Genomic DNA, 15,426 nt, shown 5'->3' on the forward strand with positions numbered 1-15,426 from the left:
CACTTCATATGGATTCCTGATTACGCATAAGGCTCAGCCATCTTCGGGAGCCGGTACGGCATCGGCAGCGTTCTCACCGCCACCGTGAGGAAGCGCGGGATCGTGGCCTTGAGGTCATAGCGCCGATTGAAGCGGTACTCGAACTCGGCTAGGTAGCGTGGGGCATGCTGCCCGCGGATGGCATGGTAAGTGCCAGTGATGGCGTTCTTGACGTTACCCAGCAGGGTGTTAACCCAGTTGAATTGCCGAGTTCTCAACATGTCGCTGACGCCGAGCTCGCGCGACATCTGCAGCGCCGAGATGCCAGTCTTGCGCTGAGTGAACAGGTAGATCGCCAGAAAGTTGACTATGATCAACATAATCTCGGCCTTGCTGAACCATACTGATCAAGAGATTTTCCGGGTACCGCTGCGTCGCGGCATGCATCAAGCGGCTGACTCCCTGCTGCCTTTTTGATGTAAAGGAACTTGCGCCGGACCGGCTGTCATTTTTTTGGCAAAGGGGTGGGCATGCAATGGCTATTCAGAGCGAGCGCAGGAATGTCTTTGTACTGGGATTCGACGAACGGCACGGCGCTGATGTGCAGAAGATTCCCGATTCAGACCAGTTTACCTTCTACCCGCTGTTGCGATCGGAAGAGCTGGTTCATCAAAAACACTATGCAATCGAAGAAATGCTGGCAAAGGCACGCGGCATTCTGCGTGACTTCGATGGTTCCATTGATGCCATCGTATGCCACTGGGATTTCCCGGCGACTCCAATAGCGGCCGTACTGTGCGAGGAATTGGGGTTGCCAGGACCGTCGTTAGAGGCCGTGCTCAAGTGTTCGCACAAGTACTGGAGCCGGCTCGAACAACAAAAGACGGCACCCGAACACACCCCTCGCTTCTGCGCTGTTGACCCCTTCGACGACGACCCATTGGAAAAGGTATCGCTCGACTATCCTTTTTGGATCAAGCCCATAAAAGGCTACGGATCCATGCTGGGGTTCCGCATCAACAATGCCCACGATTTCGAGCATGCCATCGGCATCATCCGCGAGAAGATCAGCCGTATTGGAGATTCGTTCAACACGATATTGAGCTGGATCACCCTGCCCGAAGAGGTGAGGGGCATCACCGGCAACCACCTAATAGCGGAAGAATGCATAAGCGGCCTAGAGATCGCACCGGAAGGCAGCGTCCAGCACGGTGTCTATCGTGCACATGGGATGATCGATATGGTGCGAGATCATAACCACAAGAGTTTTCTTCGCTACGAATACCCTTCGAAATCTCCCCGAAATATCCAGCAGCGAGCTATCGACCTAGCAGAGAAAATACTCAAGAAGATCGGCTTCGACAACGGCTGTTTCAATATGGAGTTCTTCTGGAATCAGGATACCGATGACCTCTGGATCATTGAGATCAATCCACGCATTTCACAATCGCATTCCTATCAGTTCGAGATGGTTGATGGCATGTCGAACCACGAGATTGCCATCCATGTCGCTCTCGGCGACCAGCCCCATTTCGAACACGGCCAAGGTCCTTATAAACACGCTGCCAAGTGCTTGCTGCGCCATTATTCACAGGACGATGCCGTGGCAACTCGAGTGCCCACCGAGCGTGACCTCCTCAAGATCAAGTCCGCACAGCCCGACACTGACGTGGTGATAACGCTGAAAAAAGGTGGCTGTCTATCAGAGTTGTTAGATCAGGATGCCTACAGCTATCTCCTGGCAGAAGTGTACGTGGCAGGCAACACAGTCCACGAGATGCTGGACAAGTATCACCAAGTGGTCGAGATGCTGCCCTTTGAATACAGGCCATTGGCCGGGGAGAAACAGGCATAGACATGCGTCATAGCACCCTGGAATCGCTACCCTGCGAGATCGAGGTCATCGAGAATGAATGGATACCGCTTGCCGACGGCGAGCGGCTCGCCGCTCGGATTTGGCGCCCGAAAGCGGCCGGGCAGTCTCCTGTGCCGGCCATTCTCGAATACATTCCCTATCGCAAGCGTGACATGACACGGGCACGTGATGCCATTACCCACCCCTATCTGGCGGCACATGGTTATGCCTGCATCCGGGTGGATCTTCGTGGTAGCGGCGAGTCTGACGGGGTCATGGTAGATCAATACCGCGAGCAAGAGCTAGATGACGGCGTACATGTCATCCGCTGGCTGGCCGAGCAGCCTTGGTGTGATGGCAATGTGGGGATGATGGGGATTTCCTGGGGCGGCTTCAACGCCCTTCAGATTGCTTCTCGCCGTCCAGCAGCGCTGAAAGCCATCATCACAGCCTGTTCGACCGATGATCTCTATGCCGACAACATGCACTACATGGGCGGCTGCCTGCTCACCGATAACCTGTCGGAATCGACCACTATGTTTTCCGCCAATAGCTGTCCGCCCGATCCGGCGCTCGTTGGCAAACGCTGGCGCGAGATGTGGCTCGCGCGGCTCTCCGGCAGCGGGCTCTGGCTGGATACCTGGCTGCGCCACCAGCGCCGCGACGCCTACTGGCGCCACGGATCAGTAGGCGAGGACTACGCGGCCATCCAGTGTCCCGTGATGGCGGTTGGTGGCTGGGCGGACGGCTACACCAACGCCATTTTCGGGCTGCTTGAGTATCTTCGGGTTCCTCGCCTGGGGATGATCGGTCCCTGGGGGCACAAATACCCCCACCAGGGGATTCCCGGACCCGCGATCGGTTTCCTTCAGGAGGCGCTACGCTGGTGGGATCACTGGCTGAAGCAACGGGATACCGGCATCATGGACGAGCCAATGCTGCGGGCCTGGATGCAAGACAGCGTGCCTCCAACGACCTATTATCACGAACGTCCCGGTCGGTGGGTGGGAGAAGCCGAATGGCCATCGTCGCGGATCCAGACGCAGCGGTTTCGACTGGGAGCTTATCGGCTCGAGAAGGATACTGGACAGGATGTCTCCCCGCCGCTACGTGACATGATCATTCAGTCGCCTCTGAGTGTCGGCTTGTTCGCCGGCAAATGGTGTTCCTACACTGCGGCGCCCGACCTGCCTCACGATCAACGCGAAGAGGACGGCGGCGCTCTGGTTTTCGAGAGCGACCCGCTCGCCACCGATGTCGAGATCCTCGGTGCGCCGACAATGGACCTTGAAATTGCCAGCAACCAGCCAGTGGCCATGGTGGCAGTGCGACTCTCTGACGTGGCAGCCGATAATAAGGCGACCCGCGTCACCTACGGGATCTTCAATCTCACCCACCGTAACGGAAACGACCGCCCCGAGGCACTGACGCCAGGAGAGTTCTTCCGCGCGCAGGTACCGCTGAACCACGTGGCACAAGTCTTCCCCAAGGGGCATCGCCTGCGCGTGAGTCTCTCCACCTCCTATTGGCCGCTTGCTTGGCCGTCTCCGGAGCCAGTGAAGTTGACTCTCCGGACGACCGGGTCGGCACTAGGACTGCCGGTACGTCCAGGACGGGAGGAGGATGTCACCATTCACTTCCAGTCACCGGAAGGTGCACCGCCGCTGACCATGACCCAACTGGAGCCACCGCATCACAACTGGCTGGTCCATCGTGACCTGGCAGAGGACACCTCCATCCTGGAAGTCATCCAGAACCAGGGAGTGTACCGCATCGATGAGATCGACCTGGTAGTCAGTAATTGCACGCGCAATTGGTATACCTACCGTGACGATGACTTTACCTCCCCCAAAGGCGAGACGAAGACGGAGCGCAACTTCCGACGCGGTGACTGGTCGGTACGTACAAGTACGCACACGACCATGACCGCTGACGTCGAGAACTTCTACATCTGGGCGGAACTTGATGCCTGGGAAGGGGAAAAACGCGTGTTTTCCCGGAATTGGGATCTGCAAATCCCTCGCGATTTCCTGTGAAGGTGCAGGCTCTCGCGGCCGTCGTCACCCCCTCGCCGCCGATTCCACCATGTAGCCGCAGTCGCAGATAGGCTCCCCCGGGCTCGGCTGCTTGGTCTTGATGTACTTGATGTAGTAGGTGCTGGGAGGGCGCCCGGCGTCCTCGAGCACGCAGGTCTTCCTTCGCGCCTCGAGCCATGTCGCCACAGCCTGCTCCCGGGGCGTCACCGGCGGCGGCGATCTCGTTGAAGATCGGCCAGATATCATCTACATCGTCTCGCATGGCTTCGCGGATAGCGGGGGCTTCGCGGTTATTCGATGAATTCAGGCATGACACCTCGCAAGACGGCTTGGCTGTGTCGGCAAAGAGCCGATTGAATTGGCAACTGCCCTTACTCATCTTCTTCACTGGACAGCTCCCTGCTGGGATGCACGAGGTCCATCGAACACTGTTCACAGTTTTTTGGCCCATTTGTCCGCCTGACGCTCGGCTTCCTCACGCGCCAAGCCATATTTCTGCTGTAACATCCCGATCAGTTGCTCACGTTTGCCAGCGATCTGGACCAACTCATTGTCCGTGAATTCGCCCCAGCTAGCGCGAGCCTTTCCGCTCAGCTCTTTCCACTTACCTTCGATCTGATCCCATTTCATGACATTACTCCTTCGATCAAGTAGAAAAAATACCTGATTACTCATGTTGATCAGCCACTATCCCGTCGCGTCAGTCTCTCCTAGACTGATGTTATCTCCAGTAGAGGAGGTGACGTCATGGCACGCAACCCTATCCAGTTCCAGTCCGGCCTGTCCTTGCCGGCATTTCTCGAGCAGTTCGGCACGGAAGCGCAATGCCAAGCAGCCCTCTTCCAGCATCGCTGTCCCGGGAGCTCGGCGTCAGCGACAACGCCGCCTGGAAGCTCAAGCACAAGCGGCTGCAGGTCATGCACAAACGCAACCAGAAAGAGAGGCTCGCCGGACGCATCGAGCTGGATGTTACCTACCTGGATGGGGAACGGCCGGGAAAGCGCGGGCGTAGCACTGAGCACAAGTTTCCGTTCGTGCCGCCGTGCAGACCGATGACGACAGCCATCCACAGCGTGTCCAGCTGCGTCGCGGTCGCTATGCGCAGCAGGCTTTGGCGCCTGGCAGCCAGGTCATCAGTGGTGGCCTGGGAGGTTTCCGAGCCTTCGACACTCCGCTCTACGTCCATTACCGACACATCACAGGGGGCGGGCCAGTGGGGGGAACCCCGAGTTCAACTGGGTCAACACCCGTCAAGAACGCGATCACCGGCACTTACCAAGCCATCCGCGGGCAGCATGCCCCACGCTACCTGGCCGAGTTCGAGTATCGGTTCAATCGACGCTATGACCTCAAGGCCATGATCCCGCGCTTTCTGACGGTGGCGGCGAGAACGCCGCCGATGCCATACCGGTTCCTGAAGTTGGCTGAGCCTTATGCGTAATCAGGAAAGACTTTGGGTGGCAGTCGGCGCACTCTGCGCCAGGCGCCATGCCAAGACGAACCGATCGTCCAGCTGCACCATACACCGGCGGGGACGCCCTATGTGCGGATTCGAGACATCCCGGAAGCGCTCCAGGATGACTTTATGCGCTATCTACGCGGTGCGACCATGCCCGTAGTCGACGGCGAGGCGGGGCCGGTAGTGTTCAAGACAGATTGGCTCGATTGGCTCCACCATCGCCGTCCAGACCGCGAGGCCGCACAACGCAGGTGAGGTTCTATGGATTCGACGGCGCGCTTTGCATGGTCCTAGCTGAACTCGCCGTGACGAATTTTCTGCAGCACTTGCCTAACCTTTTTCGTCCCGATTCTGTCTCAATCAAATCGACGGTACAGGCCGAGAGCGCGAGAATCGTAGAGCGAAACCAGCTAATAGCGGCAATAGCGGCTTTTCTATCACCGAAAATGGTTATCGCCTCGGCAATCACATCGCGGGCAAGCGGCTGGACGGCTTGTTCGGCGCGGTGGGGGGGGGTCCTTACACCTATCAAGTCATGGAGTACCGCGATGAGGTCTTCTGGCGACTACTAGACGACTATCGCGTGTTAGTCGTCTTCGACGAAATCCATCACTGCGCCGGTCATGATCCCTTGCTGAGCAACGCTTGGGGGCAACAGATCCTGCAGAGAATCCAGGATCGGGCCGTGTTCACCTTGGCGCTATCCGGCACGCCGTGGCGCTCTGACGACCGCGCCATTGCCCTGGCGCGCTACCTCTCCCCCGAGGGGCAGCTGATCTGTGACTATCGCTATGGTCTCAAGGAAGCCATCGCGGACGGGGTGTGCCGCTCGCCACGCATCCTGCTCCTGGACAACCAGCAAGTAGCGCTCACGGAAGCCGTCGAAACCGAGAACACCGTTAGGTTGTTCCCCAGTATCGTCAAGCTACTGGGGGAGTCACCTGTGACTTACGAAGATTTGCTGCGTCATGACGAGGTGATCGAACAACTGCTCGCGCGAGGAAGCGACAAGCTGGATGAGCTTAATCTGACCCAGCCAGAGACGGCAGGCCTAGTGGTCGCCACCGATATCGAGCATGCCCAGCAGATTGCCCGGGCGCTAGATGCCAGAGGGGAAGGTTGGTGCGTCGTGACCAACCGAACCCCGAATGCCCAGCAGGTCATCAATGCGTTCCGACACAGCGATTGCCGCTGGATCATCGCGGTTGGGATGATCAGCTAGGGAACCGACATCCCCCGCCTGCAGGTGTGCTGCTTTCTCAGCCGCATCCGTACCAAGCTACACTACCGGCAGGTACTGGGGAGGATACTGCGGCGCATGGGAGGAGCCGATGATCAAGCCAAGCTGTTCATGCTCGCGGAGGCGACACTACGGCGATTCGCCGAACGCATTGCCGACGACCTGCCGGAGGATCTGGCGGTGCTGAGCCAGTTACCGCTGCCTGCTGCTGCCTCTGATTCGGTGTCGAGCGGCAACGGGGCTGACAACGATGCGGATGGCAGCAATGAGGGTGAGTCTGAACAGAACCTGGAGGCTGCTTCGCCGAGCACCTACTCGCTGGGCGAGTTTACCGCTGAACCGAGCTATCACGTCAGCTTTTCGCAGCACTACCGGCAGCTTTTGCTGATTTGCTTATGAAAGGCGGCCGCATGGCAAAAGGATCATTAAAAGTAAGAATGACACTTTATGCCCAATCAGCTCGGAGACCGCCATGCCTAAAAAAAAGAAACTGGTAATTATTGCCCACGCGCCTTCCGAGAGCACCAAAAAAATGTTCGAGGCTGTAATCAATGGCGCCTCTGATTCCGAAATAGAGAATGTAGAAGTGCAGTCTCTTTCCCTGCTTGAAACTCAACCCGAAGACATTAATTCAGCCAACGCCATTATTCTAGGCACGACTGAAAACTTGGGGTACAAAGCAGGTTTAGTTAAGGACATGTTAGATAGATGCTACTACGCGTGCCTCGATAAAAATGAAGGGCTACCTTTCACCTTTTATGTTCGAGCTGGTAACGATGGCACAGGCACCTGCCGAGCGATTGAGAGTATGACCAAGGGGTTGAGTTGGAGATTAGTGCAAGCCCCTCTGATCTGCAGAGGAGACTTCCAGGCAGAATTCATCGACCAGTGTGAGAAGCTAGGATTGTCGATGGCCGCAAGCCTGGAGGCAGGAATCATCTGAGATGGTGGGTCGAGAAAATGTTGTCCACTGGTACGAATCCCTGAGTTGCGATCTTTAGAAAATTGTTGCCAGTTTGTCCACTCAACAGTCTTTTTGCTCAGGCTAACTCGCTCAGCAACATATATCGCATATTCCGTATTCGTATAACAGTCGCATTGGAAGTGAACATTGGTCTAGCAGATCTGAATGTGACCTCTTTCCTACACCAAGTTACCAATTAAGCTTTTCCCACCATTATCGACAAGTTCTTGTCGTCTTTGTATAGGACTCACTAGAGCCCGCCCTTTTTGTTTGACAGATTTTGCATCAACGTCCACCGCCACTGTCAACATTTGCATTTTTTTGGATGTCATGCACCCCCATAACCAGAGACTCACAAGCATTTGAAAATGCAGGACAATATGGCTTGTCAACATTGCTCAATCGTAGTGTGACATGCAAGGAAAGCTGCGTTTGCACTACCCTTCTATATTCGCATGTACATCACTATTCGCACATCCACCGTCACCACCAGCACCTCAAGTGCCGCTGCGCGATCACGCCCCTCAGGGCTGGCTCGGTAAAGATGCGGCGTCATCGCCAACAGATCGGCAGTTTCCTCACTTCCGTTTAGTGCAATTGAGTAGCTTACCCTCTCGCTGCCATGGTGAATAAAGCCATCGGGCACTACCGTCTTACTCGCACGTTCAGCTTTTAACGTGGGGTAGATAATCTCCCGCAGCTCCCTCAAGTGATTAGGCCCCGCTTCAACCTGCAGTAGTACGCCACCGGTTTTCAACACACGAGCAAACTCGATTAATACCGGAAAGCCAAACATACACAGCACGCTATCCAGCGTTTCCGTCTGCACCGGTATGTGCGCATTACTACCCACGACCCAGCTGCTTAGCGGTGCCTGTTTATTATCCTGTTTGGCTGCGGCCAATACCGCCCATTTAGAGATATCCAGCCCCATCAGCGAAAGTGGCTGTGTGTTAGTCACCGCATCAGCTAATTGGCGAAGGTAGTAACCTTCACCGCAGCCCGCATCCAGGCAGCTAAAAGGCTGGCTGGCTGCCTTTTGAACCTCGGCATGGCCCAACACAGCATGACTGACTGCCTCCGCAATGGGTTGGTAATGCCCAGCGTCAAGAAAGCGCTGGCGAGCGGCCACCATCGCCTTACTATCCCCCGGATCGTGAGAACGCTTTTGCTGCACTGGCAGTAAATTAACGTAGCCCTGCTTAGCAATATCAAAGCTGTGACCATCAGAGCATCGCCAAACGTTATCCGACCAACTGAGTGGTTTTCCGTCTAGCGGGCACGCCAGTGCTTGAAAAGGGGTGATGCTCATATCGGTGTCTTCGCAAAGGTAGATGGGTGCATGCGTTTAGCGAGTCACCAGAATGATGCCAACTAAAATAACGCCACCGCCGATTATAAAATTAATACTCAGCGGCTCATTGAGCAGCAGTGTACCAAACAGAATACCGAAAAGCGGCGCCAAGAAAGAAAACACGCCTAACTGCGAAGCGCGGTAGCGGCGCAGCAAGGTAAACCATAACAGCAGCGCAGCAAACGAAATGATCAGCGTCTGAAAGCCAAGGCTGGCTAACGCCATTGGGGTAAACTGCGCGCTCATTAGCTGCCCGGATATAGCCGCCACCGGCAGGAGCAACAACGCCGTCACGCTCAGTTGATAGCTCAGAGTGAGCTCTGCTGGCGCCTCAGAAAGCGAAGTCTTGCGGATCACGACGGTCGTGGCCGCCCATGAGAGGCCAGCGAGCAAGCCCAGCGTATCCCCAATAAGAATCTCGGTGCTGTAAGCACCGCTTGGCGCCATGGCAACCACCATTCCCAGAAATGCCAAGCCAACGCCCCACCACTGGCGAATGGAGAGCTGCTCGCCAGGTACCCAAAGATGCAAACCCAGGGCAGCGAAGATGGGCGCAGTATACAGAAACACCGACATGTGGGACGCCAAGGTATAGGTTAATCCCCAGGCGATAAAAGCGAACTCAGCCGCAAACCCCAGGCCCACCAGCAACCCAGGGCCCCAATGATGACCCACATCCGCCCAGCGAATACCGCGCCAAGAAGCCAGCCCGCCGACCAGACACACCGCCAAAGCTGAGCGCAGGGCCATCTGCACCACGGGTGAGATATCCTCAGCCACACCCTTGATCGCCACCTGCTGAAAACCCAACACCAGGCAAAATAGCAGCATCAACGATGCTGCCGTTGCGTCCACTGACTTTCGCTGCGATCGACCAACCATGCAGACAGTGTGGTTGTTGGAGGCTATTCTTTGATTACTCATTGCGGGCTCCTATAACATATAGGTGCCCATTGCAGCAGTAAGCGTCATTGCATACAAACGATTACTTATCGACCCTAGGCTTATGAAAACTCACTCTATGAGAATAGAAAGGCTACCGCTGAATGCATTGCGCGCGTTTGCCGAGGCCGTGCGAGAAAATAGCTTCAAAGCCGCCGCTTATCGCCTCGGGGTGACGCCTGGCGCCGTTAGCCGACAGGTCAAACAGTTGGAAGGCCACTTAGGCGTGGTGCTGTTTGAGCGTCATGCCAATGGGGTATGCGTTACCGAAGCAGGCCGGGTACTGGCTGAAGATGTGCAGGCAGGCCTTTTGCGCATCGCCAGCGGCGTACAAAACGTCACCGAGCGCTCAGAAGAGGCCTTTCGATTGTTACTGAGTGCACCGCCCTCCTTTCTACAACTCTGGCTACTCCCCCGCTTACCCCGCTTTGAAGCTAATGAACGGCAAATAGAAATCTCTCTGGATGCCGAGGCGCGCTTAACGCCACCGCTATGGTTGCCCAACAGAGCACGTTTATCATTGCGCTACGGCCAGGGCCCTTGGCCCGGTGTCACCAGCCTGCGCCTGTTTGAAGACACGTTATTTCCGGTTTGTTCGCCTTCGCTATTAGCGCAGGCAAGCATACAAACCCCCGACGATTTGCTGACACAGACACTGCTCACCGTGGATTGGTGCAGCCACGCAGGCCACCCCATTCCAAGCTGGAGCGATTGGTTTAAAAGCGCCGGGGTAGAGCTAAACAAGATGCCCAACCAGCGGCAATACTCGCTTTACAGCTTGGCTCTCGATCAGGCCATTGCCGGGCAAGGCGTGGTACTCGCCAGCTACCCATTGGTGGCTGACCGGCTAGCGAGCGGTGTTCTGGTACGCCCTTTTGCGGAGCAATACCCACTCTCTTCTCCATTCGCCTATGAACTGATTCTACCTAGTAATGGAGAAGCGCCACCGGCGGTAGCTAGATTCACGGAGTGGCTTGAATACGAAGCAGCCAGCTTTCGTGATACATCACTATAGCGGTGGCAGTCTCAACCTTTATTTCATCTACCTTCTTGTTTAACTCTCGCGCTTATAGCCTTGGAACAGTCCGTACTGCCACTGCCGTACCGCCAGCACCGAGGTCGTGCCAAACCGCTGATGGATGGGTAGCCCGCTCTCCCGTTCGCATAGCGCATGAAACTCTTTCGCCAAGCGCTGCATGGTCTGCTGCCATTCGGCATTACCCGCTGGGGATAGCAGGCCATTGAGCACTACGAGCTTTTCACGGTCACTATCAAAACGGGAACGGAAAAACTCATTGGCAATATGTTGTTGAAAGAAGCGTTGGATCGGCCCGTCCGCCCGCCAGCGGAAATTGGCGGCTACCCGCCGCCTGATGCGGTTGCCGGGAAGTAGCTCAATAAGCTTAAGCCGCTCAAGCTTGAGTAGCTGCCGGGTACACTCCGGTTCACTTAGCTGGTATTGGTGATGAATTTCGTCGAAGCTATAGCCATTGATAACGCACACAGCTACCAGAAACAGCTCTCGGTCATCGACAATGCTTTGCTCCTGGGCCTGGGTCAGCTCCTGCAGACGCTGCTCCTCTGCCTGCATGGCCTGCACCAGTTCAGCAAACTCAAGATTAAGCTGATCACAGATGCACTCTAGCCGCGCCAAGGTAAAGTGCTTTTCAGCGAACAGGCGCTTCACCGAGGCCTCGCTCAGCGCCAACCACTGAGCAACATCGACATAGGTTTTACCCTGAGCGCGAAGCTGGCGTTTTAGCATTTCAATCAGCGAATCGGCTTGGGACATAAAAACCTCATTAGGCAACGTGAAAGGGCACGACGCATAAAAGCAGCAAATACTACTACCAATCAGCACCCATGACACAACTTCGCGCATCAGAGTTGCATCCAGCGAGCCTCATGTAGAAAGTGCTACGACTTCCAGGAATTGATAAGGCAACACCACCATGCATCGACTGCTGCACTTGAAGGGCGCCTGGCCCTACCTGATCGCTATTTTTCTCAATGCCTTTGTGGATCTAGGCCACAAGATCGTCATTCAGAACACGATCTTCAAAAGTTACGATGGCGAAGCACAGGTCGTGCTCACCGCACTGGTCAACGGGCTTATCCTGCTGCCGTTTATTTTACTGTTTAGCCCGGCGGGCCATGTGGCTGACAGCTACCCCAAGGTGCGCGTTCTGCGCATATCGGCCTGGGCCGCCGTGGCCGTTTCACTGGGCATCACCGCCGCCTACTACCAAGGCTGGTTTTGGCTGGCGTTTGCCATGACGCTATTGCTGGCGATTCAATCGGCCTTTTACTCCCCGGCCAAATACGGCTTAGTAAAAGGGTTGTTCGGCAAGCCGCGTTTGGCGGAAGCCAACGGGTTAATTCAGGCAGTAACCATTGGCGCCATTCTCGCGGGCACCGTGGCGTTTACCGCGCTATTTGAGACCTGGGTGTCACCTGAAGATCAAACCCCAGCACAGCTGTTGCGCCAAATAGCCCCCCTGGGCTGGCTGCTGGTCCTCAATAGCGCTCTCCAGGCGGTGGCGCTTTACCGCCTGCCGCTGGATAACACCACACGACCGGATACCCCGCTTACCTGGCAGCGCTACATCAAGGGCACTGCCCTAAAAGACAACCTGCGGATTATCGCTCGCCAGCCTGTCATCAGGCTCTCCATTATCGGCCTTGCCACCTTTTGGTCAGTGGGCCAAGTGCTGCTGGCGGCCTTTCCTGCTTATGCCAAAGATGCCCTGAGTATCGATAACACCTTAGTGCTTCAGGGAATTCTCGCCGCTAGCGGCATCGGAATTGCGCTTGGCTCGCTATTCGCCAGCAAACTTTCCCACAACCGTATTGAAACCGGCTTGATCCCCGTAGGCGCTATTGGGGTGGCCGTGGGTTTATGGTGCTTGCCGCTGTTGACCACGCCCGTAAGCCAAGCGCTGAACTTTGTGTTCATCGGCATCATGGGTGGGCTGTTCATCGTGCCGCTCAATGCGCTGATTCAGTTTCACGCCGCCGACAACGAGCTAGGCACCGTACTGGCCGCCAACAACTGGATTCAAAACATCGCCATGCTGGGCTTTTTGGTGCTCACGGCGCTGTTCGCGTTGGCGGGAGTGAATAGCCACTACCTGCTGCTACTTATCGCTACCGTGGCCATGGTGGGCGGTGGTTACACCATTGTTAAGCTACCCCAAAGCTTGGTGCGCTTTCTGTTGAGCTTCCTGCTGACACGCCGCTATCGCGTAGACGTCCATGGCTTGCAGAACCTGCCCGCCCAGGGCGGCGTGCTGCTATTGGGCAACCATATCAGCTGGGTGGATTGGGCCATGGTACAGATCGCCAGCCCTCGACCGGTGCGTTTCGTGATGCTCAGATCGGTTTACCAGCGTTGGTACCTGCGCTGGTTCTTCAAAGCCTTGGGCTGTATTCCCATCGAGCGTGGCAGCGGTGCCGAAAAGGCCCTAGCCGGTGTTGCTGAACAGCTCAACGCAGGCGAAGTGGTGTGCCTGTTTCCTGAAGGGGCGATCAGCCGCACTGGTCAACTGGGCGAATTCCGCCGCGGTTACGAGCGTGCCTGTGACATGGCAAATCCAGACGTCAAAATTGTGCCCTTCTACCTGCGAGGCCTGTGGGGCAGCCAGTTCTCCCGATCTTCCAGCAAGCTTAAAGAGCTGCGTAATGCGCCTCTGCATCGCTCGGTAGTGGTCGCCTTTGGCAAGCCGCTGCCCAAGGACACCCCCGCCGATGTGCTCAAACGACGTATTTTTGAGCAGGCTACCCGCTCTTGGCAGCGGGCCATGGGCGAGCTCCCGAGCCTGCCTAACGCCTGGATTCAAAGCGTTAAGCGCCGCCCTAGCGACCTTGCCCTGGCCGATACGCTGGGCCGCTCACTCAGCGCAAGCCAAGCGCTCACTGCCAGCCTGCTGATGGCAAAACGACTTCGCAAGCTCAACCCAGGGCAGAACGTTGGCTTACTGCTACCTACCAGCAGTGCCGGGGTTATCGCCAATATGGCCACGCTGCTAGCGGGTAAAACGGTGGTGAATCTTAATTACACCGCCGACCACGAGGCGCTGACCTCTGCCCTTTCCCAGGCGGAAATCGCTACCGTCTTCACCTCACAGCGCTTTGTGAAGAAGCTCGAGCAGCGCGGGCTCGACGTTAGCCAATTGCTTCGCGCGAAGCAGGTGGTTCTTTTAGAAGACCTGCAGGCCACGATTGGCCGTGGCGAACGTTTGAGTACCTGGCTGGCGGTGAGAATACTGCCGACTTGGCTACTACAGCGCTGCTTCTGCCACGGCCACGATGCCGACGCCACCGCCGCCATCCTGTTCTCCAGCGGAAGTGAAGGCGAACCCAAGGGCGTGATGTTGAGCCACCGCAACCTGATGGCCAATATCAAGCAGACCTCTGACGTGCTCAACACCCAGAGCAACGACGTTGTAATGGGCTCACTGCCGCTGTTCCACGCCTTTGGCCTTACAGTGACTCAACTGCTACCGCTGATTGAAGGGCTGCCACTGGTGTGCCACGCCGACCCCACCGATGCCCCCGGCATTGCAGGCGCTATTGCCAAGCACAAAGCCACTATCATGTTCGGCACCTCCAGCTTTTTAAGGCTGTTTGTGCGCAGCTCAAAAGTGCATCCGTTAATGCTGGAAAGCTTGAGGGTGGTGGTTGCCGGAGCTGAAAAGCTCGACGAAAACGTGCGTAATAGCTTTGCGCTGAAATTCCACAAGCCTATTTATGAAGGCTACGGTGCCACGGAAATCGCCCCAGTCGCCTCAGTGAATCTGCCCGACGCCATGGGCGTTCACTATCAACAGGTGCAGCGGGGCAGCAAAGCAGGCACCGTCGGTATGCCGTTACCCGGCACCAGCTTCAAAATCGTCGACCCTGACAGCTTTGAAGAGCTGCCGACCGGTGAGGCCGGTATGATATTGATTAGCGGCCCGCAAATAATGCAGGGCTATCTCAATGACCCCAACCGCACAGCCAAGGCGCTCCATGTGATCGATGGCCACCGCTGGTACATAACGGGGGATAAAGGCTTTATCGATGAAGATGGCTTCTTAACCCTGATTGACCGCTACGCCCGCTTTGCCAAAATAGGCGGTGAAATGATCAGTCTCAGCGCCGTTGAGGCAGCAGTTAAAGCGGCTCTGGAGGATACAGACACATCGCTGATGGCGGTGAATATTCCCGATAGCCGCAAGGGCGAGCGCATTGTGCTGCTTTCAGAAACAGCGTTAGACGCCAAAACCGTCAAAGCCACTATGCTCGCTAACGGTACGCCACCCATGATGATCCCCAGCCATTGGTTTACGGTAGAGACCATCCCTCACCTTGGCTCTGGAAAAGCGGACTTTGCAGGGGCGAAACGTTTGGCCCAAGCACTAATAGAGGAAGAACTGAAGCATTAAAAGCTAGTGTTGGAGTGAGATACTGTACAGCAAAGCCCAAACTCAATATGCGCTGTGCAGTATCGAGCTCTTCTTAATAAATCAGTTCTAAAATCAGCAGGCCGCTTAGCTTAGCCATTGCTCAATCAGCAGCATGACTTCATACCTGATATTACATCTTCAGCGCCACTT

The 15,426-nt window shown here is 56.1% G+C and carries 12 protein-coding genes and 2 pseudogenes; 9 read left to right on the forward strand and 5 right to left on the reverse strand.

The genetic code is table 11. The features are described from left to right. Positions 1–20 precede the first annotated feature (20 nt). Positions 21–245, reverse strand: a pseudogene (locus HZS80_RS19685) (transposase); the annotation flags it as partial. A gap of 269 nt (positions 246–514) precedes the next feature. Between HZS80_RS19685 and HZS80_RS19690 the strand changes: the two are divergent. Both HZS80_RS19690 and HZS80_RS19695 read left to right on the forward strand, forming a co-directional pair. Further along, entirely contained in the window at positions 515–1,834 is a 1,320-nt protein-coding gene (locus tag HZS80_RS19690; RefSeq protein ID WP_179917056.1) for an ATP-grasp domain-containing protein, read from the forward strand. Between the two features lie 2 nt (positions 1,835–1,836). After that, complete coding sequence (locus tag HZS80_RS19695; protein WP_179917057.1) at positions 1,837–3,870, forward strand: CocE/NonD family hydrolase; 2,034 nt, start codon at positions 1,837–1,839, stop codon at positions 3,868–3,870. Between the two features lie 432 nt (positions 3,871–4,302). Here the strand turns inward: HZS80_RS19695 and HZS80_RS19700 are convergent, their stop codons facing one another. Further along, positions 4,303–4,500, reverse strand: a complete 198-nt coding sequence (locus HZS80_RS19700) for a CsbD family protein (RefSeq protein WP_179917058.1) — start codon at positions 4,498–4,500, stop codon at positions 4,303–4,305. Between the two features lie 117 nt (positions 4,501–4,617). Here HZS80_RS19700 and HZS80_RS19705 point away from each other — a divergent pair. From HZS80_RS19705 to HZS80_RS19720, 5 genes and pseudogenes are all read left to right on the forward strand, one after another. Further along, positions 4,618–5,311, forward strand: a pseudogene (locus HZS80_RS19705) (IS1595 family transposase). A 12-nt stretch (positions 5,312–5,323) separates the two neighbouring features. Then, entirely contained in the window at positions 5,324–5,584 is a 261-nt protein-coding gene (locus HZS80_RS19710; protein ID WP_179917059.1) for a hypothetical protein, read from the forward strand. Positions 5,585–5,834: 250 nt separating this feature from the next. Then, entirely contained in the window at positions 5,835–6,551 is a 717-nt protein-coding gene (locus HZS80_RS23295; RefSeq protein WP_218927790.1) for a DEAD/DEAH box helicase, read from the forward strand. Between the two features lie 96 nt (positions 6,552–6,647). After that, positions 6,648–6,968 (forward strand): hypothetical protein, encoded by a 321-nt coding sequence (locus tag HZS80_RS23300; RefSeq protein ID WP_218927791.1) that lies wholly within the window; start codon positions 6,648–6,650, stop codon positions 6,966–6,968. A gap of 73 nt (positions 6,969–7,041) precedes the next feature. After that, positions 7,042–7,512, forward strand: a complete 471-nt coding sequence (locus HZS80_RS19720; RefSeq protein ID WP_179917060.1) for a flavodoxin family protein — start codon at positions 7,042–7,044, stop codon at positions 7,510–7,512. A 466-nt stretch (positions 7,513–7,978) separates the two neighbouring features. On the opposite strand, the gene HZS80_RS19725 is transcribed toward HZS80_RS19720, so the two are convergent. Both HZS80_RS19725 and HZS80_RS19730 read right to left on the reverse strand, forming a co-directional pair. Further along, the gene (locus HZS80_RS19725; RefSeq protein WP_179917061.1) at positions 7,979–8,845 is read right to left on the reverse strand and encodes a putative RNA methyltransferase; all 867 of its coding nucleotides are present in this window, start codon (positions 8,843–8,845) and stop codon (positions 7,979–7,981) included. 36 nt (positions 8,846–8,881) lie between these two features. Continuing rightward, positions 8,882–9,811 (reverse strand): DMT family transporter, encoded by a 930-nt coding sequence (locus HZS80_RS19730; protein WP_052475520.1) that lies wholly within the window; start codon positions 9,809–9,811, stop codon positions 8,882–8,884. A 97-nt stretch (positions 9,812–9,908) separates the two neighbouring features. On the opposite strand from HZS80_RS19730, the gene HZS80_RS19735 reads away from it, so the two are divergent. Beyond that, entirely contained in the window at positions 9,909–10,844 is a 936-nt protein-coding gene (locus HZS80_RS19735) for a LysR substrate-binding domain-containing protein (RefSeq protein WP_179917073.1), read from the forward strand. A 39-nt stretch (positions 10,845–10,883) separates the two neighbouring features. On the opposite strand, the gene HZS80_RS19740 is transcribed toward HZS80_RS19735, so the two are convergent. Continuing rightward, positions 10,884–11,621: a helix-turn-helix transcriptional regulator gene (locus HZS80_RS19740; RefSeq protein ID WP_179917062.1), complete on the reverse strand. Its 738-nt coding sequence runs from the start codon at positions 11,619–11,621 to the stop codon at positions 10,884–10,886. 160 nt (positions 11,622–11,781) lie between these two features. On the opposite strand from HZS80_RS19740, the gene HZS80_RS19745 reads away from it, so the two are divergent. Further along, positions 11,782–15,255, forward strand: coding sequence for an acyl-[ACP]--phospholipid O-acyltransferase (locus HZS80_RS19745; RefSeq protein ID WP_179917063.1), 3,474 nt, complete (start codon positions 11,782–11,784; stop codon positions 15,253–15,255). The last annotated feature ends 171 nt before the right edge of the window (positions 15,256–15,426 follow it).

Origin of the sequence: Vreelandella glaciei, assembly GCF_013415125.1 — a bacterium.
Lineage (GTDB): Bacteria > Pseudomonadota > Gammaproteobacteria > Pseudomonadales > Halomonadaceae > Vreelandella > Vreelandella glaciei.

Coding starts and splice junctions, on each gene's coding strand:
- HZS80_RS19690 (WP_179917056.1), top strand. CDS start 515: ATGGCTATTCAGAGCGAGCGCAGGAATGTCTTTGTACTGGGATTCGAC.
- HZS80_RS19695 (WP_179917057.1), top strand. CDS start 1,837: ATGCGTCATAGCACCCTGGAATCGCTACCCTGCGAGATCGAGGTCATC.
- HZS80_RS19700 (WP_179917058.1), bottom strand. CDS start 4,500: ATGAAATGGGATCAGATCGAAGGTAAGTGGAAAGAGCTGAGCGGAAAG.
- HZS80_RS23300 (WP_218927791.1), top strand. CDS start 6,648: ATGGGAGGAGCCGATGATCAAGCCAAGCTGTTCATGCTCGCGGAGGCG.
- HZS80_RS19720 (WP_179917060.1), top strand. CDS start 7,042: ATGCCTAAAAAAAAGAAACTGGTAATTATTGCCCACGCGCCTTCCGAG.
- HZS80_RS19725 (WP_179917061.1), bottom strand. CDS start 8,845: ATGAGCATCACCCCTTTTCAAGCACTGGCGTGCCCGCTAGACGGAAAA.
- HZS80_RS19730 (WP_052475520.1), bottom strand. CDS start 9,811: ATGAGTAATCAAAGAATAGCCTCCAACAACCACACTGTCTGCATGGTT.
- HZS80_RS19735 (WP_179917073.1), top strand. CDS start 9,909: ATGAGAATAGAAAGGCTACCGCTGAATGCATTGCGCGCGTTTGCCGAG.
- HZS80_RS19740 (WP_179917062.1), bottom strand. CDS start 11,621: ATGTCCCAAGCCGATTCGCTGATTGAAATGCTAAAACGCCAGCTTCGC.
- HZS80_RS19745 (WP_179917063.1), top strand. CDS start 11,782: ATGCATCGACTGCTGCACTTGAAGGGCGCCTGGCCCTACCTGATCGCT.